This window comes from Bradyrhizobium sp. USDA3516, from assembly GCF_057651995.1.
On sequence record NZ_JBYGYN010000012.1, the window covers coordinates 43,045 to 69,457 of the forward strand.

23 protein-coding genes and 1 pseudogene are annotated in these 26,413 nt (G+C 62.8%); 15 read left to right on the forward strand and 9 right to left on the reverse strand.

Features of this window, described 5'->3' with window-relative positions; translation table 11 throughout:
- Nucleotides 1-6: 6 nt before the first annotated feature.
- From cyoB to AC24YW_RS30965, 6 genes are read left to right on the forward strand one after another with little or no spacing between them, the layout of a single operon-like run.
- A complete protein-coding gene (gene cyoB, locus AC24YW_RS30940; protein WP_487486266.1) occupies nt 7-2,004 on the forward strand; it encodes a cytochrome o ubiquinol oxidase subunit I in 1,998 nt (665 codons plus the stop codon).
- Nucleotides 2,005-2,634 (forward strand): cytochrome o ubiquinol oxidase subunit III, encoded by a 630-nt coding sequence (gene cyoC, locus AC24YW_RS30945; RefSeq protein ID WP_487486267.1) that lies wholly within the window; start codon nt 2,005-2,007, stop codon nt 2,632-2,634. It begins immediately after the preceding gene.
- Entirely contained in the window at nt 2,631-3,011 is a 381-nt protein-coding gene (cyoD, locus tag AC24YW_RS30950) for a cytochrome o ubiquinol oxidase subunit IV (protein ID WP_487486268.1), read from the forward strand. Before cyoC ends, cyoD begins: the two co-directional genes overlap by 4 nt.
- Nucleotides 3,008-3,859: an SURF1 family protein gene (locus AC24YW_RS30955; protein WP_487486269.1), complete on the forward strand. Its 852-nt coding sequence runs from the start codon at nt 3,008-3,010 to the stop codon at nt 3,857-3,859. The genes cyoD and AC24YW_RS30955 overlap by 4 nt, the downstream gene beginning before the upstream one ends.
- On the forward strand, nt 3,831-5,234 hold the full coding sequence (locus AC24YW_RS30960; RefSeq protein ID WP_487486270.1) for an ATP-binding protein: 1,404 nt from the start codon (nt 3,831-3,833) through the stop codon (nt 5,232-5,234). Before AC24YW_RS30955 ends, AC24YW_RS30960 begins: the two co-directional genes overlap by 29 nt.
- Entirely contained in the window at nt 5,224-5,757 is a 534-nt protein-coding gene (locus AC24YW_RS30965) for a response regulator transcription factor (RefSeq protein ID WP_487486271.1), read from the forward strand. The genes AC24YW_RS30960 and AC24YW_RS30965 overlap by 11 nt, the downstream gene beginning before the upstream one ends.
- Before the next feature lie 26 nt (nt 5,758-5,783).
- Here AC24YW_RS30965 and AC24YW_RS30970 read toward each other — a convergent pair whose 3' ends face one another.
- Nucleotides 5,784-6,488 (reverse strand): glutathione S-transferase family protein, encoded by a 705-nt coding sequence (locus AC24YW_RS30970; protein WP_487486272.1) that lies wholly within the window; start codon nt 6,486-6,488, stop codon nt 5,784-5,786.
- A 108-nt stretch (nt 6,489-6,596) separates the two neighbouring features.
- On the opposite strand from AC24YW_RS30970, the gene AC24YW_RS30975 reads away from it, so the two are divergent.
- Nucleotides 6,597-6,968: a winged helix-turn-helix transcriptional regulator gene (locus AC24YW_RS30975; RefSeq protein WP_487486273.1), complete on the forward strand. Its 372-nt coding sequence runs from the start codon at nt 6,597-6,599 to the stop codon at nt 6,966-6,968.
- Nucleotides 6,969-7,004: 36 nt separating this feature from the next.
- Entirely contained in the window at nt 7,005-8,393 is a 1,389-nt protein-coding gene (locus AC24YW_RS30980) for an adenylate/guanylate cyclase domain-containing protein (RefSeq protein ID WP_487486460.1), read from the forward strand.
- A 91-nt stretch (nt 8,394-8,484) separates the two neighbouring features.
- Here the strand turns inward: AC24YW_RS30980 and AC24YW_RS30985 are convergent, their stop codons facing one another.
- The 5 genes from AC24YW_RS30985 to AC24YW_RS31005 all read right to left on the reverse strand — a co-directional run bounded on the left by AC24YW_RS30985 (nt 8,485) and on the right by AC24YW_RS31005 (nt 15,476).
- Complete coding sequence (locus tag AC24YW_RS30985) at nt 8,485-9,312, reverse strand: CarD family transcriptional regulator (protein ID WP_487486274.1); 828 nt, start codon at nt 9,310-9,312, stop codon at nt 8,485-8,487.
- A gap of 344 nt (nt 9,313-9,656) precedes the next feature.
- On the reverse strand, nt 9,657-9,995 hold the full coding sequence (gene fdxA, locus AC24YW_RS30990; protein ID WP_018643465.1) for a ferredoxin FdxA: 339 nt from the start codon (nt 9,993-9,995) through the stop codon (nt 9,657-9,659).
- Nucleotides 9,996-10,127: 132 nt separating this feature from the next.
- Complete coding sequence (locus AC24YW_RS30995) at nt 10,128-10,379, reverse strand: RNA-binding S4 domain-containing protein (protein ID WP_074447665.1); 252 nt, start codon at nt 10,377-10,379, stop codon at nt 10,128-10,130.
- 25 nt (nt 10,380-10,404) lie between these two features.
- The gene (locus AC24YW_RS31000) at nt 10,405-13,833 is read right to left on the reverse strand and encodes a helicase-related protein (protein ID WP_487486275.1); all 3,429 of its coding nucleotides are present in this window, start codon (nt 13,831-13,833) and stop codon (nt 10,405-10,407) included.
- A gap of 827 nt (nt 13,834-14,660) precedes the next feature.
- The gene (locus tag AC24YW_RS31005) at nt 14,661-15,476 is read right to left on the reverse strand and encodes a DUF3108 domain-containing protein (protein WP_487486461.1); all 816 of its coding nucleotides are present in this window, start codon (nt 15,474-15,476) and stop codon (nt 14,661-14,663) included.
- A 553-nt stretch (nt 15,477-16,029) separates the two neighbouring features.
- Between AC24YW_RS31005 and rpmB the strand changes: the two genes are divergently transcribed.
- From rpmB to AC24YW_RS31025, 4 genes and pseudogenes are all read left to right on the forward strand, one after another.
- Complete coding sequence (rpmB, locus tag AC24YW_RS31010) at nt 16,030-16,338, forward strand: 50S ribosomal protein L28 (RefSeq protein WP_487486276.1); 309 nt, start codon at nt 16,030-16,032, stop codon at nt 16,336-16,338.
- Nucleotides 16,339-16,545: 207 nt separating this feature from the next.
- Nucleotides 16,546-20,244: an SNF2-related protein gene (locus tag AC24YW_RS31015; protein ID WP_487486277.1), complete on the forward strand. Its 3,699-nt coding sequence runs from the start codon at nt 16,546-16,548 to the stop codon at nt 20,242-20,244.
- 19 nt (nt 20,245-20,263) lie between these two features.
- Nucleotides 20,264-21,889, forward strand: a complete 1,626-nt coding sequence (locus AC24YW_RS31020; protein WP_487486278.1) for a DNA recombination protein RmuC — start codon at nt 20,264-20,266, stop codon at nt 21,887-21,889.
- Between the two features lie 127 nt (nt 21,890-22,016).
- Nucleotides 22,017-22,127: pseudogene (locus tag AC24YW_RS31025) on the forward strand (phospholipase effector Tle1 domain-containing protein); the annotation flags it as partial.
- Between the two features lie 332 nt (nt 22,128-22,459).
- Here the strand turns inward: AC24YW_RS31025 and AC24YW_RS31030 are convergent.
- The 3 genes from AC24YW_RS31030 to AC24YW_RS31040 form a co-directional block, all read right to left on the reverse strand.
- The gene (locus AC24YW_RS31030) at nt 22,460-22,738 is read right to left on the reverse strand and encodes a DUF1488 family protein (RefSeq protein ID WP_487486279.1); all 279 of its coding nucleotides are present in this window, start codon (nt 22,736-22,738) and stop codon (nt 22,460-22,462) included.
- A gap of 210 nt (nt 22,739-22,948) precedes the next feature.
- Nucleotides 22,949-23,248 (reverse strand): hypothetical protein, encoded by a 300-nt coding sequence (locus AC24YW_RS31035; RefSeq protein WP_487486280.1) that lies wholly within the window; start codon nt 23,246-23,248, stop codon nt 22,949-22,951.
- Nucleotides 23,245-23,508 carry a hypothetical protein gene (locus tag AC24YW_RS31040; RefSeq protein WP_487486281.1) on the reverse strand — a complete coding sequence of 88 codons (264 nt, stop codon included), beginning with the start codon at nt 23,506-23,508 and terminating at the stop codon, nt 23,245-23,247. Before AC24YW_RS31040 ends, AC24YW_RS31035 begins: the two co-directional genes overlap by 4 nt.
- A 358-nt stretch (nt 23,509-23,866) precedes the next feature.
- On the opposite strand from AC24YW_RS31040, the gene AC24YW_RS31045 reads away from it, so the two are divergent.
- The 3 genes from AC24YW_RS31045 to AC24YW_RS31055 all read left to right on the forward strand — a co-directional run bounded on the left by AC24YW_RS31045 (nt 23,867) and on the right by AC24YW_RS31055 (nt 26,361).
- Nucleotides 23,867-24,196 carry a hypothetical protein gene (locus AC24YW_RS31045; protein ID WP_487486282.1) on the forward strand — a complete coding sequence of 110 codons (330 nt, stop codon included), beginning with the start codon at nt 23,867-23,869 and terminating at the stop codon, nt 24,194-24,196.
- Between the two features lie 247 nt (nt 24,197-24,443).
- Nucleotides 24,444-25,778 carry a T6SS phospholipase effector Tle1-like catalytic domain-containing protein gene (locus AC24YW_RS31050; RefSeq protein WP_487486283.1) on the forward strand — a complete coding sequence of 445 codons (1,335 nt, stop codon included), beginning with the start codon at nt 24,444-24,446 and terminating at the stop codon, nt 25,776-25,778.
- Nucleotides 25,779-26,109: 331 nt separating this feature from the next.
- Nucleotides 26,110-26,361 (forward strand): PilZ domain-containing protein, encoded by a 252-nt coding sequence (locus AC24YW_RS31055; RefSeq protein ID WP_487486284.1) that lies wholly within the window; start codon nt 26,110-26,112, stop codon nt 26,359-26,361.
- Nucleotides 26,362-26,413: the final 52 nt, after the last annotated feature.

The window sequence follows — 26,413 nt, forward strand, 5'->3', positions numbered from 1 at the left end:
GTTCGCATGTCTCCTGATCTTCTCAAGCTCATCTTCGGCCGGCTCGGCCTCGAATCGCTGCCGCTGCACGAGCCGATCGTCGTCGGCACCTTCGTGGTGGTCGCGCTCGGCGGCGCCGCGCTGCTCGGCGGCCTCACCTATTTCCGCCTCTGGGGCTATCTCTGGCGCGAATGGTTCACCACGGTGGACCACAAGCGCATCGGCATCATGTACATGATCCTCGGCATCGTGATGTTGCTGCGCGGCTTCGCCGACGCACTGATGATGCGCGGCCAGCAGATGCTCGCGTTCAATGGCTCCGAAGGCTATCTCAACGCCCATCACTACGACCAGGTCTTCACCGCCCACGGCGTGATCATGATCTTCTTCGTGGCGATGCCGCTGGTCACGGGCCTGATGAACTACGTCGTGCCGCTGCAGATCGGCGCGCGCGACGTGTCGTTCCCGTTCCTGAACAATTTCAGCTTCTGGATGACGGTTGGCGGCGCGGTGCTGGTCATGGCCTCGCTGTTCATCGGCGAATTCGCCCGCACCGGCTGGCTGGCCTATCCGCCGCTGTCGAACATCGGCTACAGTCCCGACGTCGGCGTCGACTATTACATCTGGGCGCTGCAGGTTGCCGGCGTCGGAACGACGCTATCCGGCATCAACCTGATCTGCACCATCGTCAAGCTGCGCTGCCCCGGCATGACCATGATGAAGATGCCGGTGTTCACCTGGACCTCGCTCTGCACCAACGTGCTGATCGTCGCCTCCTTCCCGGTCCTGACCGTGGTGCTCGCGCTGCTGTCGCTCGACCGCTATGTCGGCACCAATTTCTTCACCAACGATTTCGGCGGCAGCCCGATGATGTACGTGAACCTGATCTGGATCTGGGGGCACCCCGAGGTCTACATCCTGGTTCTCCCGGCGTTCGGCATCTTCTCCGAGGTCACCTCGACCTTCTCGGGCAAGCGGCTGTTCGGCTACACCTCGATGGTCTACGCCACTGTGGTCATCACCATCCTGTCCTACCTGGTGTGGCTGCACCACTTCTTCACGATGGGCTCGGGCGCCAGCGTCAACTCGTTCTTCGGCATCACCACGATGATCATCTCGATCCCGACGGGCGCGAAGATGTTCAACTGGCTGTTCACGATGTATCGCGGCCGCATCCGCTACGAGCTGCCGATGATGTGGACCATCGCCTTCATGCTGACCTTCGTGATCGGCGGCATGACCGGCGTTCTGCTCGCGGTGCCGCCGGCCGACTTCGTGCTGCACAACAGCCTGTTCCTGATCGCGCACTTCCACAACGTGATCATCGGCGGCGTGGTGTTCGGCGCGTTCGCCGGCATCAACTACTGGTTCCCGAAGGCGTTCGGCTTCAAGCTCGATCCGTTCTGGGGCAAGATGTCGTTCTGGTTCTGGGTCACCGGCTTCTACCTGGCCTTCATGCCGCTCTACGTGCTTGGCCTGATGGGCGTGACCCGCCGCCTACGCGTGTTCGACGATCCGTCCTTGCAGATCTGGTTCGTCATCGCCGCGATCGGTGCCGTGTTCGTCTTCATCGGCATCCTCGCGATGCTGATGCAGTTCGCGGTCAGTCTGCTCAAGCGCGAGCAGCTCAAGGACGTCACCGGCGATCCCTGGGACGCGCGCACGCTGGAATGGGCGACCTCCTCGCCGCCGCCGGACTACAACTTCGCCTTCACCCCGGTCGTTCACGACAATGACGCCTGGTGGGACATGAAGCGGCGCGGCTATCAGCGTCCGCTCACCGGGTTCAAGCCGATCCACATGCCCAGCAGCACCGGCACCGGGATCATCCTCGCCGGCTTCGCCACCGTGATGGGCTTTGCTCTCGTCTGGTACATGTGGTGGCTCGCCGCTTTGAGCTTCGTCGCGATGCTCGCCGTCGGGATCGGCCACACCTTCAACTATCACCGCGACTTCGACATTCCGGCTGACGACGTCATCCGGACCGAGGATGCGCGCACCAAGCTGCTCGCCGGAGCCAAGTAAATGACCGTTGCCGTCAATCCCTCGCAGACCGGCGAGCCGGTCTTCTACCTCGCCGACGAGCATCCGCATCCGGAAGGCTGGAGCACCTCGCTCGGCTTCTGGATCTACCTGATGAGCGACTGCCTCATCTTCGCGATCCTATTCGCCACCTACGGCGTGCTCGGCGGCAATTACGCCGCCGGCCCCGCGCCGAAGGACCTATTCGACCTGAACCTGGTCGCGGTGAACACGTCGATGCTGCTGCTGTCGTCGATCACCTACGGCTTCGCCATGCTGACGATGCAGCAGAACAAGGTCGCCCAGACGCAAATCTGGCTGGCGATCACCGGCCTGTTCGGGGCCGCGTTCATCGGCATCGAGCTGTTCGAGTTCGCCCACATGATCCACGAGGGCGCTACCCCGCAGCGCAGCGCCTTCCTCTCCGCCTTCTTCACCCTGGTCGGCACCCACGGCCTGCACGTCAGCTGCGGCCTGATCTGGCTGGTGACGCTGATGGTGCAGGTCGGAAAGTTCGGCCTGATCGAGGCCAACCGCCGCCGCCTGATGTGCCTGTCGATGTTCTGGCACTTCCTCGACGTGGTCTGGATCGGCGTCTTCACCTTCGTCTATCTCCTGGGAGTTCTGCGATGAGCACCGATACCCACGCAGCCGGCGCGCACGACCATCACCACGAGGGCGGCCATTCCCACAGCACGTTCTCGGGCTACATGCTCGGCTTCGTGCTCTCGGTCGTGCTCACCGCGATCCCGTTCTGGCTGGTGATGAGCGGTGCGCTGCCGAGCAAGCAGATCACCGCGCTGGTGATCATGGCCTTCGCGATCGTGCAGATCGTCGTGCACATGGTCTACTTCCTGCACATGAACACGACGTCCGAGAACGGCTGGACCATGATGGCGCTGATCTTTACTATCGTGATGGTGGTGATCGCATTGTCGGGGTCGCTGTGGGTGATGAGCCACCTCAACAGCAACATGATGCCGATGCACCAGATGAGCGGCATGAAGTGAGCGAAACCGGGACCGTGGCGGGTGAGGACGGAGATGCGCGCAGCAAGGCTGCGCGATCGCCGTCCTTGTGGCTCACGATCCTCTCGCTCATTGCTTTCGTGCTTCTGATCGCGCTCGGCGTCTGGCAGATCGAGCGCCGCGCCTGGAAGCTGGCGCTGATCGACCGGGTCGAGCAGCGCGTCCACGCGCCGGCACAGCCGATCCCCTCGCCCGCATCATGGCCCGCCGTCAGCGCCGCAAGCGACGAATACAGGCATGTCAGCCTCAGCGGACGCTTCCTGCATGAGAGCGAGACGCTGGTTCAGGCCGTCACCGAGCAAGGCCCGGGCTATTGGGTGCTGACGCCGCTTGCGCGCGACGACGGCACGCTGGTGCTGATCAACCGCGGCTTCGTGCCCCCCGAGCGACGCGACGCATCGACGCGCCGGGACGGCAATCCGCAAGGTCGGGTGGAGATCACCGGCCTGCTGCGCATCACGGAGCCGAAGGGCGGTTTCTTGCGGACCAACGTGCCGCAGCACAACCGCTGGTACTCGCGGGACGTCGCCGCCATTGCGGCGGCGCGCGGCCTGCGCGAGGTCGCGCCCTTCTTCGTGGACGCCGACGCCGGATCACAAATTGCCGGCGGCCCAATCGGCGGATTGACCGTGATCCGCTTTCCCAATAACCACCTGATCTACGCGCTGACGTGGTTTGCCCTGGCTTTCATGCTGGCCGGCCGGCTTTTCGTCATGTTCGGCGGCGGGCTGTTCCGCCGCAAGCGCTTCGTCCACGACAAGGCCGGCGGCCCGGGTGCCGTCGCCCGCAGGACGGGATCAGATGCTGGAACGATCGTCGAGCCGACCTGACGACGGGAAAACGCTTTCCCAGACGCTTGGGCGTGATGGGCAGGCCGTCACGCTGCAATCGCAGGCCGACGCGCGCAGCGAGTTGATCGGCGCCATGCCGACCGAGGACGAGACCAACCGCAAGAACATGGCGCTGCTGATCCAGCTGCGCTGGACCGCGGTGGTCGGCCAGATCGTGACCATCGGTGCCGTGCATTTCGGCCTCGGCATTCCCCTGCCGCTGGAGCGGATGGGCGCGGTGATCGGCGCGCTGGTGCTGCTCAACGTCTCCAGCCTGGTCTGGGTGCGCCATCGCGCCGCGATCACCAACAACGAGCTCCTGGTCGCCTTGATGCTGGACGTCGCCGCGCTGACCGCGCAGCTCTATCTCTCCGGCGGCGCCACCAACCCCTTCACCTCGCTGTTCCTGCTCCAGGTGACGCTCGGCGCGGTGCTGCTTGATGCCCGCTCGACTTGGTCGCTGGTGGCGCTGACCTGCGCGAGCTTTGTCTGGCTGACATTGGCCTACCGGCCGCTCGACCTGCCGCCCAATCCGCTCAGCGAGACCTATACGCTGACAGTGCTCGGCATGCTCATGGGATTCGTGCTCAACGCCGTGCTGCTCGTCGTGTTCGTCACCCGCATCAACAGGAACTTGCGCGAGCGCGACGCGCATCTGGCGGCGCTGCGCCAGCATGCCGCCGAGCAGGACCATATCGTGCGCATGGGCCTGCTCGCCTCCGGCGCGGCCCATGAGCTCGGCACGCCGCTCGCCTCGCTCTCGGTGATCCTCAGCGACTGGCGCCGCATGCCCGATCTCGCCGCCGATCAGGAGCTCGCCGAGGACCTCGCGGAAATGGAGACGTCGCTGCAGCGCTGCAAGTCGATCGTCACCGGCATCCTGGTGTCGGCGGGCGAAGCGCGCGGTGAAGGCTCCTCGCCGACGACGGTGACGGCCTTCGTCACCGCGCTGGTCGACGAATGGCGCAATGCGCGCTCGGCCCGCACGCTCTACTTCGTCAACACCTTCGGCGAGGACGTCGCAATCGTCTCCGACGTCGCGCTGAAGCAGGTCATCTTCAACGTGCTCGACAACGCCTACGAGGTCTCGCGCGAATGGATCGAGCTCGTCACCGAGCGCGAGGGCGACAATCTCGTTCTGTCGATCTCCGACCGCGGCCCCGGCTTTGCGCCGGAGATGCTGGCGCAGCTGGGGAAACCCTACCAGTCGAGCAAGGGCCGCGCCGGCGGCGGGCTCGGCCTGTTCCTGGTGGTGAACGTCGTGCGCAAATTGGGCGGCACCGTGACCGCCGAGAACCACAGGAAGCGCGGCGCCACGGTGCGCCTCACGCTGCCGCTCGCAACATTGGCGATCGGAGGGAATTTTGACGTCTGACCGTTCGCTCATCGTCGTCGAGGACGATGCGGGTTTTGCCCGCACGCTGAAGCGCTCATTCGAGCGCCGCGGCTACGAGGTTGTGCTCGCCGCCTCGATCGAGGAGGTGCGCCAGGTGCTGGAGGAGCGCTCCTTCGGCCATGCCGTGGTCGACCTCAAGCTCGGCGGCGCCTCGGGCCTCGCCTGCGTCGAGCTGCTGCACACGCACGATCCCGACATGCTGATCGTGGTGCTGACCGGCTTCGCCAGCATCTCCACCGCCGTCGAGGCGATCAAGCTAGGGGCCTGCCACTATCTGGCAAAGCCGTCGAACACCGACGACATCGAGGCCGCCTTCCACAAGGCCGAAGGCAACGCCGAGGTCGCGCTCGATACGCGGCCGACCTCGATCAAGACACTGGAATGGGAACGCATCCACCAGACTTTGATCGAGACCGAGTTCAACATCTCGGAAGCGGCCCGCCGGCTCGGCATGCACCGGCGGACACTGGCGAGGAAGCTCGAGAAGCGCCCCGTGAAGTAGGAGCGCGCCGAGGCTCCCCTGCTTCCCTATTTGCCGAACCGCGCGATCAATTCGGCCAGCGCAACGTGACCCTTGCACGATCCCGTTCCCGGATCAGAGCCGCCGTCCTCCAGAGCGGTGGCATAGAGGACCGCGGGATCGGCCTCGAGGCGAGCTCGCAGCGCCGCCAGCTTCGGCCAGCGGCTCTTCTCCGCGACCGCGTGGAAGTCGAGCCAACGCGCGACGCCGACGAGCACGGCGTCGGCGAGGGTCGGCCGCTCTCCGAGCACGAATTCCCGCGTTCCGATCATTTCTTCGAGCTTGTCATGACGCTCGATGACCCTTGCTGTGCCAAAGGCACGCAGGACCGACTTCGCGGCAGGCTCCATGGCTTCGGCTTCCAAGGCGGCCCACAGCGGTGCGAAGGCGGCGGTGAAACCGGTATTCACGAACGCCATGAGCTGATGCATGCGATCGGCTTGCCGCGACAGCGGATCGAAGCTGATGCGCCGTTCGACGTCCCTGGCCTCCAACCAGGCCGCGATCGCCATCGTTTCCGTCAGCACCTCGCCCTGCCCGGTGATGAAGACCGGCGTCTCGTGCCGCGGATTGATGCGGGCGTATGACGGGTCTCGCATCTCGCCCATCATGTCGACCCGACACAGCCGATATGGCTGGCCCAGCCATTCGAGAGCCGCAACGAGCCCCATGGAGCTTCCCTTCGGGAAGCCGTAGAGTAGAATTGGGTGCATGATCCATTCTCCGTGATTTCTTATGATCACGCTGCGCAGCGGTGATGCGACCCTAGCCGCTCGCCGCATCAAGTAAATTACGAACTTTTTTGTAACCTGGAGGCGCCGATGAAGGATCTCGTGTCGAGATGTCCCATCGAGGAAGTGATGCAGATTCTGAGCGGTCGCTGGCCGACGCTGCTGATCTACTATTTGAAGCAGGGCACCAAGCGCTTCAGCGATCTGCGCCGCGACAATCCGACCATCTCGCACAAAATGCTCGCGCTCGAGCTTCGCAAGCTGGAGGACGCCGGTATCGTGAGCCGCACGGAATTTGACGGTTATCCGCTACGCGTGGAATACGATCTGACCTCCGCCGGTCACGCGCTCGTGCCATTGATCGATGCCTTGGGGGACTGGTGGGGGTCGGTTGCGGCCACGACCGATGCAGAAGTTCACCGAGCTGAAATGGGCGTCTCCGCGAGGACGCAGCGGACTTGAACCGGCCAAGGCCCAAGTGAGGAGATTGCCGTGACGATGCTCGTCGAGCGCTTCAACCTGCCGGCTGCGCCTTCGCCCGCGCCGAGCGAGCGCGATGCCGAAACAGTTCAGTTCGCACAAGTCGCGCTGGCTTCCGCCAAGCGAGAGGGCCTGCAACTCGCGGTGCGGGCGCGCTACGTCGCCCTCGTCGTCATCGGCTGCCTGATCATGGCGATCAATCCGGCCTGGGAGCAGCTCTACTATGTGGCGCTGCTCGGCTTGTTCGCACTGATCGGCTGGGCCCAGGTCCGAGTTGGGCGGGTGGGCCTGTCGCGGCCGGAATTGGCGCTCCTGTTCTGCGACCTGGCGCTGCTGACGTTCCTGATCGTGGTTCCGAATCCGTTCGAAGCCTCGCATTGGCCGGTCGCGATGCAGTACCATTTCGGTAACTTCATCTATTTCTTCGTCCTGCTCGCAGGCGCCACATTGGCCTATACTTGGCGGACCGTCATAGCGGTCGGCATGTGGACGGCTGCGCTCTGGTTGATCGGCATCGCCTGGGTCTGGTGGCAGCCCGATCGCGATCCTGAGCTGACGGCCCGCATCGCGGCCGCAACAGGCAGCGACGAGCGCCTGTTTGCAATGATCTCGCCCAGCGCGATCGGATTCCACGTTCGGGTCCAGGAGATCGTCGTATTCATGATCGTGGCCGTGACCTTGGCGCTCGCGGTCCGCCGCAGCAACGACCTCTTGATCCGGCATGCCGCGGTGGAGCGCGAGCGCGGTAACCTTGCGCGCTACTTCTCGCCGAATGTCGTGGCGGAATTGTCCAAACAGGACGAACCGTTGAAGCAGGTCCGCACGCAACACGTCGCGGTACTGTTCGTCGACATCGTCGGCTTCACGGCCTTTGCCGATGGGCGCTCGCCGCAGGAGGTGGTGCGGACGTTGCGGGAATTCCACGGATTGATGGAGCAGGAGGTTTTCCGCCATAGCGGCACGCTCGACAAATATCTCGGGGACGGATTGATGGCGACGTTCGGCACGCCGTTCGCGGGCGAGCACGACGCCAGCAACGCGCTGCGATGTGCCCAGGCGATGATCGCCGCGGCGGAGGGTTGGAACGATCAGCGGGCAGCGTCAGGCGAGCCAAAGCTGCATGTGAGCTTTGGCTTGCATTATGGGCCGGTGGTGCTCGGCGACCTCGGGCAGACCTGTCTGGAGTTTGCCGTGATCGGCGCGACCGTCAACGTGGCAAGCCGTCTCGAGGCCTTGACCCGCACCTTCGACTGCGCGCTGGTGGCAAGTGACGACCTCGTCAGCCAGGCTAAGGCCGAGCTTGGCGGTGCAGCCACAACGTTTCGGATGTTGGAAGCGCGAGAGCCGCGGCCGGTCCGTGGCATTCAGCAGCCGATCTCGATCTGGACCCAGCCGCGCGGCGCGTAGCGCCGAGCCTCCCCCGCTGCATCACGATGCGAACAAAAAGCCCGGCCGAGCGGCCGGGCTTTTGATCTGTTGCGATCGACGTGAGAGCTGCTTACGCGGCCTCGTCGGCGACGGTGCTGTCGTCGCCATCGGTATCGTCGGTATCGCCCTCGGCATCCGTGTCGGCTTCGCCGTCGGCGGCTTCCGCCTTGGCGCCAGTGCGGCGCGGGCTCTTGGCGAGCTGGGCCTCGATCTCCTTGACCGCTTCGGTCTCGGTCGAGTGCTGCACCACCGCGATCTCGCGGGAGAGGCGGTCGAGCGCCGCTTCATAGAGCTGGCGTTCCGAGTAGGACTGCTCGGGCTGCGATTCCGAGCGATAGAGGTCGCGGACGACTTCCGCGATCGCGACGATATCGCCCGAATTGATCTTCGCTTCGTATTCCTGGGCGCGGCGCGACCACATGGTGCGCTTGACGCGGGCGCGGCCCTTCAGCGTCTCCAGCGCCTTCTTGACCAGCGCCGGATCGGACAGCTTGCGCATGCCGACATTGGCGACCTTGGCGGTCGGCACGCGCAGCGTCATCTTGTCCTTGATGAAGTTGATGACGAACAGCTCGAGCTTCGCACCGGCGATCTCCTGCTCCTCGATGGCCAGAATCTGGCCGACGCCGTGAGCGGGATAGACCACGAATTCGTTGGCCTTGAAGCCCTGACGCTGGGTCACGACCTTCTTTTCCTCGACCTTCGGCGCGGCCGCGGGCTTGGCGGCCGGCTTGGCAGCGACGGGAGCCTTGGCAGGCGCAGCAGCAACGGGAGCCTTCGGCGCGGCGGGCTTGGCAGCGGGGGCCTTGGCGGTCACAGGCTTGACATTCAAAGGCTTGGCGGCAGCAGGCTTGGCAGCGGTCGCTTTCGCGGCCGGTTTGGCAGTCTTGTTAGGCATTGCGCTTCTTTTGTTCTTCGAGGACTTTGCAGCCGGCGCCTTCGTCGCGGTCCGACCCTTGGATGCGCTACGGCTGGCCGCGGCGACTTTTTTGGCCTCCTTATGGGAAGCCCTCGCTGAAGTACTCTTTTTACGCGTTTTCTGTGACACAGCCTGCGCGCGGAAACTGCCACGCCCCTGTTCGACATTTGGTTTCACGGGAACCCAGAGGGGCCAACGGGGCTGACGGGGTTCGGCTTAATGTGCCCAATATAGCACATTTCCCGCAAAAATCAATGATTTAGGGGTCTTGAGGGCTGGTTTTCGGCGGCAGCGCCGCTATTAGGGTTAAGTTTGGGCGCGAATTAGTCGCCGGAGCCGGGGTTCGGAGAAAAATATTTCTCGAACTTGCCTTCCATGCCGTCGAATTCCTTGGCGTCGGCAGGTGATTCTTTCTTCTGGGTGATGTTCGGCCAGCTCTTGGCGTAATCGGCGTTGACCTGGAGCCACTTTTCGAGGCCCGGTTCCGTGTCCGGCTTGATGGCGTCGGCGGGGCATTCCGGCTCGCACACGCCGCAATCGATGCACTCGTCGGGATGGATGACGAGCATGTTGTCGCCCTCGTAGAAGCAGTCGACCGGGCAGACCTCGACGCAATCGGTGTACTTGCACTTGATGCAGTTTTCAGTGACGACGTAAGTCATCCAACGCTCCGAAAAGCTCTTTTAGAAGTCGCGGCTTGCGTAGCGCGGATGGCCGGGCGCCGCAAGGTCGGGAAGGCCCGATCATGACGGCTTTGCGTCTTTGATCGACCAAGAAATGAATATCAGACGCAATTAATTGCGCGTCCCGAGCTCCTCGTAGAGCACGCGCGCCGAGGCGGCATCGCCGCGGCGCTCGTTGAAGGCGGTGACCTTGAGCACGCGCACGGTGCGATCGAGCGCGATGGTGAGGACGTCGCCAAGCTTGATCGCATGGCCCGGCGACGTCTCGCGCACGCCGTTGACGCGGACATGGCCGGTGACGACGAGCTCGGCCGCGGAGGTGCGCGCCTTCACCACGCGCGCGTGCCACAGCCATTTGTCGATGCGCTGCCGCTCGGTCGTCGTGGGATTACTCCTTGCGCCCCAGCTGCTCCTTGAGCGCAGCGAGCTTGGCGAAGGGCGAGTTCGGATCGATCGGACGATCGCGCTCGCGCGGGTTCGCGCTCGACGCGTACGGACGCAGCGACGGACCGGACTCGCGATCGCGGCGGTCGCGGCCCTTGTCGCGGTCGCGGCCGCGATTGTCGCGGCCCTTGTCGCGATCTCCGCCGAACTTCTTGTTGTCGCGATTGCGATCGCGATCCTTGTCGCGGTCTCCCTTGCCCTGGAAGCTGCGATTGCGCTCGTCGCGGCGCTCACCGCCCTCGCCGCCTTCGCGCGGCTTGCGGAAGTCGCGGCCGCCATCGCGGCGATGGCCGCCGCCATGACGATGGCCCGGCTTCGCGCCGTCGGCTGCTTCGCCGGGCGCGGCGCTGGCTGCATCGGGTGCAGCGCCAGCCTCAGCGCCGGGCCGCGGACGCTGGTTGTTGTGGCGCTGGTGGCGATGGCGCTCGTGGCGCGGCTTGCGATCCTCGTGACGGCCGGCAGGGCGCCAGACCTCGACCAGTTCGGGCTCGGCGGGGGGGACTGCCGCCTCAGGCGCGGCAGCATCGGGCGATGCAGCAGCTTCCGTCGCGGCGGTCTCGGCGGCAGCCGCTTCGAGGCCGGCAGCCTCGGCGGGCGTCGCAGCCTCTTCTGCGGGCGGCGCGATGCCGGGAGCGTCCTCGGGCGTGACGGGCGCTTCTGGAGACGCTTCCAGCGCCGCCTCCTCTCGAGCCTCCGCAGGAGCGGGCTCGTCGTGCGGCTCCATGCCGGGGGCGTCTTCGACGGTGACGGCTTCGACCGCGGCCTCAGCAGCCGGCGCCTCGGCCGGCAGGCCGGCAACGGCTTCAGCTGCAATCTCGGTCGAGGTCTCCGCGCTGCCTTCAGCGGGCTGCGTCTCGGCCGCGACCTGCTCGGTCGCGACAGGCTTTTGCGGCAGCGGCGGGCGCTTCTCCATGCGATAGCCGAGCGCGCGCAGCACCGAGGCGAAATCCTCGCCGGCAGATCCGGTCAGCGAGGTCATCGCCTGCGTGACCACGAAGCTGCGGCCGTCGAACGCACCTGCGGGCTTTTCGCCCGGCGCGTTCTCGCGCCAGGCCAGCGCCGGGCGGATCAGGTCGGCGAGGCGCTCCAGGATGTCGACGCGCACGGCGCGCTCGCCGGCCTGCTTGTAGCCGAGCACACGATAGGCATCGCGCGGCAGCGCCTTGTCGACCGGGAACGAGGTCCGCCCCGACGAGGCCAGATGCTGCGCGCCCGAGAGCGCGGAGAGATCGACATTGTCCTGCTTCAGCGCCCAGAGCAGCGCGGCGAGCGCACGCGCGGCAGGCTTGAGCAGGCCGGGGAAATAGATGTGGTAAGCGCCGAAGCGGACGCCGTATTTGCGCAACACGGCGCGCGAGGGCTGATCGAGATCCTTCAGCTCGCTGGCGATCTTCGGACGCTCGAGCACGCCGAGCGCCTCGACCAGCTGATAGGCGATGCCGCGGGCAATGCCGGTGACGTCCTCGGCCTTCGACAGCTCGAACATCGGCCCGAGCAGCTTTTCGATGTGCGTCTTGAGCCAGAGCTCGAGCCGCGCCTGCACCTTGTCGCGGGGGGCGCCGGTCAGGCGCTCGTCGGAGATGATGCGGATGCGCGGATGCAGCGAATCGTCTGCGGCGGCGAGGCGCGCCACGGCATCGCCGGTCCAGCGGATGATGCCCTCGGAGGTGAGCACGAACTGCTCGTCCGGCGCATTGCCTAGCTTTTCGGCGCGCGCGTTGATCTCGCCGGCGAGCACCGCTTGCGCTGCAGCCTGCAAGGCTTTCGCATCGGAGCCGGCTTCCGCCGCATCCGGTGCAAAGGTGAAGCCATCGAGGCGGCCGATGACATGGCCTTCGACGATGACTTCGCCGGTCTTGCCGATTTCAGTATTCAAGCTCGTGTTCTCCCGCAGGCGGCGCATCAATACACTGGTCCGGCGATCAACGAAACGCTCAGTCAAGCGTTCATGGAGCGCATCCGATAATTTATTTTCGACCTCCCGCGCGATCCCCTGCCAGCGTTCGGGGTCTTTCAGCCAGTCCGGGCGGTTGGCGACGAAGGTCCAGGTGCGGATCTGGGCGATTCGGGCCGACAGCGTGTCGATGTCGCCGTCGATGCGGTCGGCCTGGGTGATCTGGGACTCGAACCAGGCATCGGGAATGCAGCCCTTGCGCATCAGGAAGCCGTACAGCGTCGTCACCAGCTCGGCATGGGCGGCCGGCGACAGCTTTCTGTAGTCCGGGACCTGGCAGGCGTCCCACAGCCGCTCCACGGCGGCCTTGCCATGCGCGATATCGCGCACCTCGCCGTCGCGGGCGGCGTGATCGAGCACGCGCATGTCCTCGGCGATCGGCGCGCGCGTCAGCGTCTCGTGGCCGGGGGCGAGGTTCAGCGACACCTGGAGCGCGCCGAGCGAGGAGAAATCGAGCTTCGAATTGCGCCATTGCAGCACCTTCACCGCATCGAAGGTGTGGTTCTGCAGCGCGTTGACGAGCTCGGGCTCGAACGGCGCGCAGCGGCCCGTGGTGCCGAAGGTGCCGTTGCGGGTGGCGCGGCCGGCGCGGCCTGCGACTTGCGCGAATTCGGCCGGCGTCAGGCGGCGGAACTGGTAGCCGTCGAACTTGCGGTCGGAGGCGAAGGCGACGTGGTCGACGTCGAGATTGAGGCCCATGCCGACGGCATCGGTGGCGACGAGATAATCGACGTCGCCGTTCTGGAACATCGCGACTTGCGCATTCCGCGTGCGCGGCGACAGCGAGCCCAGCACCACGGCGGCGCCGCCGTGCTGGCGGCGGATCAGCTCGGCGATGGCGTAGACTTCATCGGCCGAGAACGCGACGATGGCGGTGCGGCGCGGCTGGCGCGTGATCTTGCGGTCGCCGGCGAATTCGAGCTGCGACAATCTTGGCCGCGTGATCATGGAGACACCAGGCAACAGGCGCTCGATGATCGGGCGCATGGTGGCGGCGCCCAGCAGCAGTGTCTCGTCGCGGCCGCGGCGGTTGAGGATGCGGTCGGTGAAGACGTGGCCGCGCTCGAGATCGGCGGCGATCTGGACCTCATCGACGGCGAGGAAGGAGACGTCGAGATCCCGCGGCATGGCCTCGACGGTCGAGACCCAATAACGCGGGTTCTTCGGCTTGATCTTCTCCTCGCCGGTGACGAGCGCGACGCTGGCCTCGCCGGCCCTGGCGGCGATCTTGTTGTAGACCTCGCGCGCGAGCAGGCGCAGCGGCAGGCCGATCATGCCCGAGGGATGCGCCAGCATCCGCTCGATGGCGAGATGGGTCTTGCCGGTGTTGGTGGGGCCGAGCACCGCAGTGACGCCCGCACCAGGCACTCGATCCGCGTGTGCGCGCTCGGAAGCGAAGGGGGAGGAGGAAAAAGCCATGTCTATCGGATTAGGTAATGGCGATTTGGGCGAATGTCAGTGCTGACAGGGGCGAGGAGGCGACGCCGAGGTGTCAGCCATGTCTCCGAACGCCGGGTGGCAACCACACGCTCCGCTGTCATGCCCCGGCTTGACCGGGGCATCCAGTACGCCGCAGCTCATCGGCTCAACCGCAACATCTCGGGGTACTGGATCGCCCGGTCAAGCCGGGCGATGACACCGAGGGCGTGGGCGCGCCCTCCCCGAATCCCGCGCAACTCTCTCACTTTGCAACGCTTTTCCCGTTCGCCTTAAGCTTCGGAACGACTCTAGAACGAATCGCGGCCGAATCGCTGACTCCACGTTGAGTCCCGTTCCGTTCACGCAACATGTCGCGGGACTCGTCTTGGTTGCGCACTAGATGGAGTTTTGCGGGACCGCACAAGCGAGCGGACTGGTTAAAGCTGGGGACGGGGCTGAGTCGAATCAGAATCGGGGAGGAGTCAAATGGATTCCCGTCTTCGTCATGCGCGGGCTTGACCCGCGCATCCATCGAAAGACGAGCATCTCTCGAGGGGATGGATGGCCGGGTCAAGCCCGGCCATGACGGCCTTCCAAACTCATTGTTACGAAAACAACCCCATGCACAGTAGGTAAGTGATTGATTTTGCTAGGGCACTCTTACCCTCCCTTGGAGGGGGAGGGTCGTGACGCATGAAGCGCAGCGAAATGCGTCGCGGGGTGGGGTGAATCTCTCCACTCGGGCAGTCTTCGTGCGGAGAGATCACCCCACCCTGCTCGCGCTGACGCGCGATCGACCCTCCCCCTCCAGGGGAGGGTTAAGAGCATCACTGCGTCTTGGCGACGCGCGGCGGCTGGGGGGCGGTGATGAAGCTCGTCGCTTCCAGCATGGCCGGCCCGAGCGGGGTCGGCACTTTCAGCCAGAACGGGACCAGGATGCGCGTGCCGGCGATGGGGGCGAACGCGATCTCCATGTTGCGCTGGGCGGCGAGGTATTTGATCACGGGGCGGTCGGGGATGTAGCCGGCGACGGGAACGAAATAGATCGAGCAGACCACGACCGGGCCCTTGTACCCCTTCTCCGCCTTCACGGTCTCCATGCGCTTGAAATCGAGCTTGAGCTCGTAGCGCATGCGGCCGTCGAACACGGGAGCGGAATTGTGGCAGGCCTCCGGCGACACCGGATCGCCGGTGCCGGGCACGCGCAACAGCGAGGCGGTCATCGGGTCCCACACGCCGCGGCGATGCGCCTCGGTGACGACGATACGATCCGGATCGACCGGCGGCTCCGGCAAAATCGCAAAATCCTTCACATTGCCCTTGTCGAGGGTGATGCGGATCTCTTCGGTCTTCTTCTGGGTGGTGGTGGAGGCCTGGTAGCCGGTCGCAACCAGCGCGCCATTGACCACGCGCCCCTGGCTCGCGCCGGTGCCGGACCCGCCCGTGAACGACTTCAAGAGCCCCGAAGTGCCGCCGGCGGCCGCCGCCGAGAACACGTCGTCCTGGATATCGATGTTCCAGGCGCCCTTGCCGACGGGAATCCCCGACAACGTCGCCTCATATTGCGCCTCGAGCTTGCCCTGCGCCGCCACTGGGGCCGCGCCGCCCGCAACGGCCAGCGCCAGGCCGCAAAGCGCCATCAGCCGGCCGGCCCAGGGGACGTCCAAATGGACGCCCCGGCGCAGACAGGCTGAGCGCAGGACTTGCGCGAAATGAAGCGTTATCGGCACGAAATAATCCAATCGGGGCGCGATCCGCTGTTACTTAAGCCAAAAACCGCGAGAAACAATGTGTCGGGGCGTGCAGCCCCTTAGAACTCCACCGGACTCTTCGGCGGCGAATACGCCCTTTATGTGATGGTAAGGGGCGACAATCATTGCCGTTTTGGTGATCGGGCGGTAACGGGGGGCGCTTCAGCCTCTCCGCTGTCATGCCCCGCGAAGGCGGGGCATCCAGTACGCCGCAGCCTCTCGACTATGGCCGCGCCGCTGCGGAGTACTGGATCGCCCGCCTTCGCGGGCGATGACACCGATGGTGGGGCGCAAAACCCGCATCCCAACAGCCCCAAATCCTTGACTACCCGCCCCTTCCCCCCTATACGTCCGCCCGCTCCCTGCAAGGACGACAGAATTTGCCCCCGTGGCGCCGAAATGGCGGCCGCACTCGTTGGGGGTTCGAACATTGAGGATTTCTACCATGTCTCGCCGCTGCGAACTGACGGCCAAGGGCCCCCTCGTCGGCCACAAGGTCAGCCACTCCAACATCAAGACCAAGCGCCGCTTCCTGCCGAACCTCGTCAACGTGACGTTCATCTCGGAAGCCCTCGGCCGCAACGTGCGCCTGCGCGTCTCCACCAACGCGATCAAGAGCGTCGACCACAATGGCGGCCTCGACGCCTACCTGCTCAAGGCGAGCACCGACGCGCTCTCCCCGCGCGCCGTCGAGCTGAAGCGCGCCATCCAGAAGAAGGTCGGCGACGCGCAGCCGGCGAAGCAGGCGAGCTGAGTTTTACGGAATTGGGCGGGGGCTAGGTTGCGTCGCGTGGCGTAGGCTTAGCCGAGTACGAGTTTGAGTAGCGGCCGGATCGGGAGATCCGGCCGTTTTTGTTTTGAGCGACGGTAGGCTAGTAGCGCACCGACGAAAGTGCCACTTGCCCGCAAGAGTAGCACCGAGCATCTTGCGGTTGAGCACATCTTTGGTTGGGGCAGGAGGATGGACGTCGCCACTGAATTTAAGTCGAAGATTCTTAGCCGAAGCAAAGAACCCGACGAATATCGAATTTACCGGGCAGGTCTCGAGTGGGATCTGACCGAGCCTATCGTGATTGATCGAGCTGAGGACTTTAAATCCACACCGAGATGGAGCGATCGCCTCACCCCCTATCATCACCAAGTAACCAACCTCATTACCTTCTGTCGACGACTTCCGGTAACTCTGCTCGCGGACGACGTTGGCCTCGGGAAAACGATCAGTGCCGGCTTGATCATTAGCGAACTTGTGGTTCGATCTCGACTGTCTAAAGTCCTGATCGTTTGTCCAAAAATTCTCGCCCAGCAATGGAAGGAGGAGCTGGAGGCGAAGTTCAACATTCCTGGCATCGTTGCCTTTGGAAAAGAGCTACTTGCTGCTGAACCTGACGAAGTCGGCGCTGTAATCACTACCTACAATTCGGCGAGATTATATCTCGAAAAGCTTCCGGAAGACCGCTTCCAAATGCTGGTCTTGGATGAAGCACACAAGCTCAGAAATCTTTACGGCGTTCCCAACACACCGCAGGTCGCGAAGCGCTTTCGGACAGCGCTTGAGGAGCGACGATTTCCCTACGTCCTAATGCTGACCGCCACGCCCATTCAAAACCGACTTTGGGATCTTTATTCCCTCGTGGACCTGCTGACCGTTGCTCGCGGCCACGACAATCCCTTCGGCAGCGAGGGCATGTTTATCCGCAAGTTTGTCGCCGATCCTCGGGACGGAGCGCGTCAACTAAAAGAAGAGGCTAGGGACGAATTTCGATCAATCGTCTACGGTTACATGTCTCGCGTACGTCGGGGTGATGCCAAGCTCTACTTTCCCGAAAGAAAGGTTCTGCGACACGAGGTAGACCCCACCGCGGGAGAACTGCAGCTCATCAAGGCGATCGCAAAGCCAATTCAAAAACTCAATCGGCTTACTCAAATCTCGATACTACAGGCACTAACAAGCAGTCCCGAAGCACTGTCGGCACAATTGGACAACATGGCTCGGAACGGATCTGTACCGACCGACCTTGCCGCTTCGGTCAAAGGCATCGTCACACAGATGCCCCTGACAGCAAAACTTCTCGGCCTCAACAACCTCATACAAAAGCTAAAAAAGGAAAATCCCGATAGCTGGAGGCTCGTCGTATTCACGATTCGGCGAGAGACCCAAACCACAATACAGAACTTCCTAGAAGGCCACGGGCTGAAGGTCGGTATAATCAACGGCGACTCGGGAGAGCGAAATCAGGAGACCATAAGGCTCTTCCGTGAAACGCCCCCGCGCTACAGGGTCATCGTGTCAACGGAAGCAGGGTCCGAGGGCGTCAATCTTCAGATCGCAAACGTGCTCGTCAACTACGACCTGCCCTGGAATCCGATGATTGTCGAACAGCGGATCGGGCGCGTGCAACGTCTCGCTTCGGGGCACGCGTTTGTAAGCATCTACAACGTCACTCTCCGAGGGACTTTTGAAGATTACATTGTCGGCAGATTGATGGAAAAACTTCAGATGGCGTCACACGCCGTCGGAGACGTAGAAGCTCTACTCCAAGGCGCAGATGTCGGCGACGGAGATGAAGATGGAGCATCAGGCTTTGAGGACAAGATCTTAGATCTTGTGCTGGCCGCACTAGCAGGAAAGGACGTCGAAAGAGCTACTAAACTGGCCGAAAAGAGTATTGAGGACGCCAAGCTGGAGTTGGAACGCGAAGAAGAAAATATCAACTCCATGCTCGGCGGCATGGACGAAGCCGAATATACTGGTCCTCGCACTCCAACGCTCCCACAAAATGAGCGGTCGCTCCCCCCTCGCGATTTCACGTTGGCCGCGCTCAAATTCCTCAGAGTTCAACACACTGAGGAACCTGACGGCCTAATACGCGCTGAAGAGAATGGCGGACGCGAATACATCAGATTCGCAGAACCGATCGACCCGACCAGACAAACCACACTATACGCACCCGGGACGCCGGCCTTTCAGCGCCTTGTGAGTCGCGTCGTCGCAAGCGGATTGCACGAAGTCGATGACCTCGACCAGGATCCAACCCGAGCATCTCGAGAAATCGCCCAGACATGGATTACGCAAATCGGTGGCCACTTCGCGTCCTCAGAATTAATCGACGGCATCCGAATGTTCGACGGATCGGCTCTGTTACGCGTTCGAGCCACCGTAGCTCACGATAGCTACGAACGACTCATAGGCGTCGACTGCAACAGTCAAGACCATCGAAGCGAACGCGGCAAAACCGCCATCAGTCCCATTCCGAAAGCGTTCGACAAACCTCAATCACTTGGCATCGACATCGATAGACTTCAGAGAGCCACGTTGTCGGATCAGGGCATTTCTGAGTTCTCACGCTTCTACTTGGAACGCCGGGAACAGGAGACCACGCGCGCGTCCGATGCACGCAAGCGCAAAAAATTGGAAGACGAGTTCACACCTCGACTGGAAATGACGCTCGTCGGACTAGACGGAAGAGTGCATAGGGAGATCGGGGTAAAAGTACGGTACACCATCGACTCTGAAGATGAGTACGAGAGCCTTCTCGTCGTCCGGCCACACGACAAAGCGCTCATTCGCGCACCCGAACTAAACCTATGCTCGAAATCCGGGAAGACCGTTCCCACCCATTGTTTGGCCAGATGCGACATGACCGGGGCCTACGTGCTCCGACACCTCCTTACAAAATCGGAGACAAGTGGACGCCTGGCTCTTCCGGAGTTCACTGTCGTCTGCGGACATAGCGGCAAGCGCATTCTCCGCGAGGAAGCCGACTTGTCAGCAGTGACGGGAAAGCTCGTATCGATCGAATTCCTCAAAACTTCGGCAATGAGCGGAAAGAAAGCCGAAGCGGAGCATTTTCGACCATGCGCCTTCACTAAGTCTGACTTCCTGTTCGACGAACTCGCCATCAGTCAAGTTTCGGGCAAGGAGTATAGGTCGGACGAAGCAATGCAATCGCTAGCGTCAGGAAGGACAGGACATAAGCAAGAGTTCATCTTGTGTCATGAGACACGACAGCCCATGGCGATCGACGAGGCTGAAAGGTGCGAGATAACCGGCCATCCTGTGAGAGCCGGAGTTCTCGAAAAATGCGAGATAACCGGCAAGAAGGTTCTGCCAATCGGCCTTGAGACGTGCTCGTTAACCGGCAAGCGGGCTCTGAAGCGCTATTTTGTGAGTAGCAGTTTGTCCGGTGTGAGACTCTTGGAGCAGGTAGCGCAGCGGTCATCAACCGGGACGTTTTGCGCGCCCACGGAACGTCAGATGTGCGCGTGGAGCGGTCGTGCGGCCCATCCTGATGATATTCGCACCTGCGAGCTAACCGGGCTCTCTATTCATTTCGAGTTCCTGACGCCGCACGCCCCTTATCGGCTCGAGCCCCTGATCGAGATGCTCAAGGGTATCCGTCGCAATACAGAGGGCATCGAGAGATGGCCCGAGATTGCTAACCAACTCACGTCCGCTAAGACCGGCGGAAAGTATCGGGTGGAAGCTGCAATTATATCGCCGGACAATCGACATTTAGCAACATCCTCTGAATCAAGAGCGATGTTCGGTTTTCGCGTTTATCAGGTCGGTGCACTCTACGACATTTCAACCAAGAGCATTGTCGGACGTATCTGCGTTGGAAAACGTGGCAAGGAGAATTGGATAGAGGTCGCTCGCTAGATTTCCTTTGGGGGAGCACATGGATTTAACTCTTTCGCTATTGTCAGCATCGTGCGCGATTAGCCTGATTGCCGTCATTTTCTCACTCTTGACTTACCTGTCCAATCGCCGATTGACTCAAGAACTTTCGCTGGTCGCGCTTGGCAAGCTACTTCGCGAGGAAACTGAGGTGCTTCGCCGGACCACTGAGGATCAATCACGTGGCGTTAGAGAAGAACTCTCAAATTTGCTAGCCAAATTTCAAGAGGCAATCATCGTTGGCTTCGGTACCCTTGGGCGGGGCATCAACGAACAGATTAGGGAGTTTTCGGCACGCCTCGATAGCGGAATCCTATCAATCGAAGGGCGCACCGACGGAATAGCATCCAAACTAGACGGTGACCTCGAGAAAATAAGATCGGAGGCAGTCACAAATCGAGACAGCCTTCGAGGCATGATTGAGCAAAAGCTTGATCAAAATTTGACAGGGCACACGGAGACGGCCCGCGCTCTGAAAGACGAACTCAGTAACAGCTTTCATCGGCTCGGAACTAGTGTCAATGACTCGCTCACTCAGTCGAGCCGGTTGCAAAGCGAACGGCTGGGCAATGTAAACGACACTCTATCTTCGCTAACTGAAAGACTAGAGAAGGCTCAAGAAGGGGTTCGCACCACCGTCGAAGCTCGTCTCGAGGTCATTCGCAGCGACAACGCGGCAAAACTTGAACAGATGCGAGCGACGGTCGATGAGAAGCTTCACGATACGTTGGAGCAGCGGCTCAACAATAGCTTCAAACAAGTCAGTGATCAGCTCGAACAGGTCTTCCGCGGTTTAGGAGAGATGCAGAACTTGGCCACAGGTGTCGGCGATCTCAAGCGCATGATGACAAATGTAAGAGCCAGAGGCACTTGGGGAGAGGTTACATTAGCTAGCATTCTTGAGCAGGCGATGGCGCCGGATCAATATGAAAAGAATGTTGAAGTAAGACCGGCAAGTAATCAGAGGGTCGAGTTTTCGATCAAGCTTCCGGGTGGCGAAGGTGGTCCGCTTTGGTTGCCAATCGATGCGAAGTTTCCGACTGAAGATTATGAACGACTGATTGATGCTTCAGAACGGGGCGACGTAGAAGCTGTCGATTCGGCCGCGAAGGCCCTGGAGACACGTATTCGGCACGCGGCGAATGACATCGCAACCAAATATATACATCCGCCTTTCAGCACTGACTTTGCAATCTTGTTTCTGCCGACCGAAGGCCTTTACGCTGAGGTCATCAGAAGGCCCGGCCTTTCAGATTACCTTCAGCGCGAGAATCGAATACTCGTAACCGGCCCCACAACCCTGCTTGCGCTTTTGAATAGTTTGCGCATGGGTTTCAGAACTCTGGCCATTCAAAAGAGATCTAGCGAGGTCTGGCAGATTCTCGGTGCCGTAAAGACCGAATTCAACAAGTACGGCTCAATTATAGATAGCGTGCAAAAGAAGCTACAAGAGGCTTCAAACACGATTGACAAAGTTTCGGTTCGGAAACGGGCGATTGATCGCAAGCTACGATCAGTCGAGTTGCTGCCCGAGATCGAGACGACTGAACTCTTGTCGTCACCGAACTCAGACGAACCTGACTCCACCTCGGCCGAGGAGCTGCAATCCATCGAGACTGATCCTTAGCCGCACATGCCAACGAGATATCGCTTCGCTCAGTTTCCCGCTATACGCGCCCCGGTAGCATCCCCCGGAGGCGCCCCATGGACCCCCGCGCACAACCCGACCATCACCCGCCGGCAAGAACCTCGTCATCTGCTGTGACGGCACCGGCAACGAGATCTCCGAGAACATCTCCAACGTCCTGAAGCTCTATCGCTGCCTGCGCAAATCGGAGCGGACGCGGCTGCGGCAGATGGCGTTCTGCGTCTCCATCTTCAAACAAAACTCTGCCCGGGCGATGGATTGCCGGGTCAAGCCCGGCAATGACGGCGGAGCGATACCGGGGCCGACATGAAAACGGAGCCGGCGGCGGTCCCGGAGCGTCGACATCAATTCGCTGGCTGCTCTCTTGGTCTTCGCACCGGAGGATGAGACGTTCGCGGCCGCCTTAGGCAGCGTGGCGCTACGCGGTGCTTTCTTCTCTCGGAGAATGCCCCGCTGTGGATACAACCCTCTCCCGCACGCGGGAGAGGGGGCGCAGCTTCGTCGTTGCGGCGATCGAGACTCATCCCGTCGTGCTTTGAAGCGCCTTCCCTACCCGCGAAAATCAATGCTTCGCAGCACGATGCCCGGCGGCGTGCCTTCGAATTCCGTTGCCTGGTACTTCCGTCCGGTGCAGGCTTCGATGCGGTCGCGCAGGCGGGTGAATTGGGCTTCGCGCTCATTGGGTTTGGCGCGCGGGCCGCGCTCGAGGTCGTCCATCGCGGAGGTCGAGATCGCACAGGCGATCTCCTTGGCTCCGTCCTGCATCGAGAACTGGACGATGCCGCGGTCCTGATCGTGGCCGATGAAGCGGATGGTCGTGAGTGTCATGAGATACTCCGTTACGCGATGGCTTGCCTGGAGCCGTCGCACCAATCGATAGGCCCGACGGCGAGATCCCGCCTTCGCCAATGCTTCGGCGCGGCAAGCTGCCTGCGCTGAAGCTCCGGCGCGGCAAGCCGGAAGCGAGGCCGGGGCGACCGCCCGCGCGCCGTCCGCGACTTTGCGCGCGGTTGACGGGACGCGAGCGGCCGGCTCGCCTCAGCTCTCCTCCTCCGAGAGCCGGGCAAAATCGTCGAACAGCGCGGCCACAAGCGCGCGGTGGCGCGTGTCCTCCGCGGGCAGGCTGGCGGCATAGAGGTTGAGCAGATAGCGCGCCTTCACCGCGGCTTCGGACCAGGAGGCGGCGGGCACCGTCATCAGGCGGTGCTCGAGATCGGCCTCGCGCTCGCGCAGCTGGCGGACATTGTTCTCGACATCGGCCAGCGCGCGGCGCAGGTCGGTCGCCTTCTGCGCGGCCATGCCGCGATGCTTGTCGAGATCGACGGTGTGGTCGGTCATTGGCGCGCGCTCGCGTCAGCGGCTTGCGCGTTGGCGAGATCGACCGAGCCGATCGACACCGTTTCCATGGCGCAGTGCGCGCCTTCCGCCGGCACGACGATCATGGTGGCGATGCGGCGCCAGGCCGAGAAGGTGAGGCCTTCGATCGGCTCCTCGTCGGTGACGACCTCATAGGCGCCTGCCGGCAACTCGCGGTCGATGCCGCGGATATGGAACGAATGCTTGAATGTGACGGTTTCCCGCCGCGAACGGATGGTCATGCACGCCTGCCTTGCTGCAACAGCGGCCCCAACCGACGCCGGTGATATCAGACCATGCGCCTCCTTCGCGGCAATAGCCAGCATTATCGTCGCGCGGCGCTTTTGCCCTCGCTATCGCCGCGCAACAGGCGTAGGGTCGGCGCCATCACCGCATCTTCCGCTACGGCTTCGACCGGTGACTGAGGGTCACGTGCGCTCCCGCCGTCAATTCAGTCAGCCAGGACACGGTCGTGTCCTTGTCGCGAGGAGCATGCCATGCCGCGTTTGCGCGCCTCGGAATGGATCGTTCCGCCGTTGATCGTTCCGCTCTTCCTTCTGCTGCTGGTGTGCGCTGCGGTCCTGCTCCGTGGCTAGGACCATGCGCGTGCCCTACCTCGTCAGCGGAACGAGCGAGTATGGCAGCGCCAATATCGGACGCGGCAGCGCCACGGTCGCATTGCGGCTGGCGCGCAAGCTGCTGCGCGACGGCTACATGGACGTGCGCGTCTGCACGCCGCGCGGACGCGTGCTGCAGGCGGACGAACTCGGCGAACTCGAACCAACGGAGAGCGACATGGCCAAGGGACAGCAACGCGGCAACCGCGAGGCCAAGAAGCCGAAAAAGGAAAAAGCCAAGGTGATCGCCGCGGCGCCGAGCCGCAAGGACGCGGCCTGGCAGCCGGATTTCGGACCGGCGAAGAAGAAATAGGGGGGCGCGCTTACCCTCCCCTGGAGGGGGAGGGTCGGCTCACATTGAGCGCAGCGAAATGTGAGACGGGGTGGGGTGACGGTCTCTCAACATCCGACACTGCCCGTGTGGAGAGATCACCCCACCCCGCTCGCGCTGCGCGCGATCGACCCTCCCCCTCCAGGGGAGGGTAAGAGCAGCATCGTCTCCACTCCGTCGCGCGATTCCGCTATACTCGCCCCGGTAGCATCACCCGGAGGCGCATCCCATGGACACCGCGCACAACCCCGACCCCCACCCCGCCGGCAAGAACCTCGTCATCTGCTGCGACGGCACCGGCAACGAGATCTCAGAGAACATCTCCAACGTCCTGAAGCTCTATCGCTGCCTGCGCAAGACGGACAAGACGCAGCCGCGGCAGATGGTGTTTTACGATCCCGGCGTCGGGACCATGACGGAGCCGTCGACGTGGGGGCGCTGGAAGGCCAACATCAAGCTGGTGTGGGGCCTCGCCACCGGATACGGGCTCGATGACAACGTGCTGTCCTCCTATTGCTTCCTGGTCCAGCATTATGCGCCCGGCGACAGGATCTATTTGTTCGGCTTCTCGCGCGGGGCTTACACGGTGCGCGTGCTGGCGGGGCTGATCCACAAGATCGGTCTGATCTCGCCGGAGCAGGCGAACCTCGCAGGCTCGGGCCTCATCGCCTACAAGCAATATTCCGGCAGCGGGCGCGGCAACGATGTCGAGGACATCAAGAACATCGTGTTCGACGAGAGCGGGCCGCTGCCGAAGGACGAATTCGACCTCGCCGCGCAGTTCGCGCGCATCACCTCGACGCGCTGGCCGACCATCCACTTCGTCGGCGTCTGGGACACGGTGGCGAGCGTGATCGTGCCGCGCGCCGACCGCTTTTACTGGCCGAGCCTGGAGGAGCTCGCCTTCACGCTGCGCGATCCCAGCATCAGGATCTTCCGGCAGGCGATCGCGATCGACGAGCGGCGGCGCATGTTCCGCCTGAAGCCATACAAGGAGCCGCAGGAATTCTGGAGCAACCGCTACGTGCCGGACGAGCAGAAGGTGCCGCAGGACATTTTGCAGGTGTGGTTCGCCGGCGTGCATTGCGACGTCGGCGGCGGCTATCCGGAGGCCGAGAGCGGCGAGTCCAAATATCCGCTGCTGTGGATGATCGACGAGGCCGAGAAGGCCGGACTGAAGTTCAACCCGCGCACGGTGAACCAGCTCGCCTGGGGCATCCAGCGCAAGAGCTCGCCGTTCAAATATGTCGAGCCCGCTTTTACCGGCAAGACCGGCATGCTGCACGATTCCATGACGGCGATCTGGCGCGTGCTGGAATTCTTGCCGAAGCGCGCGACGTACCGGGAATGGCCGGAGCGGAAGGTCTATTTCGGCTTCTACATCCCCGACGCCGAGCCGCGCCTGATCCCCGAAGGCGCGCATGTGCATGAGAGCGTGATCAAGCGCATGGCGGTGGAGCCGGGCTACCGGCCGGTGAACCTGCCGAAGGATTATGTGACGGTGCCGATGCCGGTGACGCCGGGGGTGGCAGCGGGGTTGGAGGTGGTGGGCGTGACGGGCTGAGGTGGGGGGCACGGCGCTTTTACCCTCCCCTGGAGGGGTCCGGGACGAGCGTAGCTCGCCCGTGGGTCGGCTCACGTTGAACGCAGCGACATGTGAGACGGGGTGGGGTGACGGTCTCTCCGCGGATGCACTGCCCGTGTTGAGAGATCACCCCACCCCGCTCGCGCTTCGCGCGATCGACCCTCCCCCTCCAGGGGAGGGTGGCAGCCCGCTACCGGCGCTTTCCGCGGTCGCCGACACTTTTCATTAAAATTCTCGGGCGCGGCTTAGCTGGATGGCATCAACTCATCTGCATCATGTTCGCCACGAAACCTGCGGACTTGGAGGAGACGTGCCACAGCATCCGCGCAAGTTTGTCCGCGTGAAGCCCGCAGGCCTGGTGTCGCGCCAGGCCAAGATCATCACCGACCCGCGCGCGCCGGTGATCCCGTGCACGCTGATCGACTATTCGCCGGGCGGCGCCTGCGTCGATCTCGGCGGGCAGGTGAAGATCCCCGATCGCTTCGAGCTGCTGCACGTCAACACCAGGAAGCGCTGCCGCATCGCCTGGAAGCGCGGCACGCGCGTCGGCGTGGTGTTTTGAGGAATGGCGGCCCAGTGCTGACCGCTTTGGGCGCATTGGAATTTCACAGAGG

Bases quoted from the DNA above. Each gene is read 5' to 3' on its own strand.
- cyoB (WP_487486266.1), top strand. From the start codon at position 7: ATGTCTCCTGATCTTCTCAAGCTCATCTTCGGCCGGCTCGGCCTCGAA.
- cyoC (WP_487486267.1), top strand. From the start codon at position 2,005: ATGACCGTTGCCGTCAATCCCTCGCAGACCGGCGAGCCGGTCTTCTAC.
- cyoD (WP_487486268.1), top strand. From the start codon at position 2,631: ATGAGCACCGATACCCACGCAGCCGGCGCGCACGACCATCACCACGAG.
- AC24YW_RS30960 (WP_487486270.1), top strand. From the start codon at position 3,831: ATGCTGGAACGATCGTCGAGCCGACCTGACGACGGGAAAACGCTTTCC.
- AC24YW_RS30970 (WP_487486272.1), bottom strand. From the start codon at position 6,488: ATGCACCCAATTCTACTCTACGGCTTCCCGAAGGGAAGCTCCATGGGG.
- AC24YW_RS30975 (WP_487486273.1), top strand. From the start codon at position 6,597: ATGAAGGATCTCGTGTCGAGATGTCCCATCGAGGAAGTGATGCAGATT.
- AC24YW_RS30980 (WP_487486460.1), top strand. From the start codon at position 7,005: ATGCTCGTCGAGCGCTTCAACCTGCCGGCTGCGCCTTCGCCCGCGCCG.
- AC24YW_RS30985 (WP_487486274.1), bottom strand. From the start codon at position 9,312: ATGCCTAACAAGACTGCCAAACCGGCCGCGAAAGCGACCGCTGCCAAG.
- fdxA (WP_018643465.1), bottom strand. From the start codon at position 9,995: ATGACTTACGTCGTCACTGAAAACTGCATCAAGTGCAAGTACACCGAT.
- AC24YW_RS31000 (WP_487486275.1), bottom strand. From the start codon at position 13,833: ATGGCTTTTTCCTCCTCCCCCTTCGCTTCCGAGCGCGCACACGCGGAT.
- rpmB (WP_487486276.1), top strand. From the start codon at position 16,030: ATGTCTCGCCGCTGCGAACTGACGGCCAAGGGCCCCCTCGTCGGCCAC.
- AC24YW_RS31015 (WP_487486277.1), top strand. From the start codon at position 16,546: ATGGACGTCGCCACTGAATTTAAGTCGAAGATTCTTAGCCGAAGCAAA.
- AC24YW_RS31020 (WP_487486278.1), top strand. From the start codon at position 20,264: ATGGATTTAACTCTTTCGCTATTGTCAGCATCGTGCGCGATTAGCCTG.
- AC24YW_RS31030 (WP_487486279.1), bottom strand. From the start codon at position 22,738: ATGACACTCACGACCATCCGCTTCATCGGCCACGATCAGGACCGCGGC.
- AC24YW_RS31035 (WP_487486280.1), bottom strand. From the start codon at position 23,248: ATGACCGACCACACCGTCGATCTCGACAAGCATCGCGGCATGGCCGCG.
- AC24YW_RS31040 (WP_487486281.1), bottom strand. From the start codon at position 23,508: ATGACCATCCGTTCGCGGCGGGAAACCGTCACATTCAAGCATTCGTTC.
- AC24YW_RS31045 (WP_487486282.1), top strand. From the start codon at position 23,867: ATGCGCGTGCCCTACCTCGTCAGCGGAACGAGCGAGTATGGCAGCGCC.
- AC24YW_RS31050 (WP_487486283.1), top strand. From the start codon at position 24,444: ATGGACACCGCGCACAACCCCGACCCCCACCCCGCCGGCAAGAACCTC.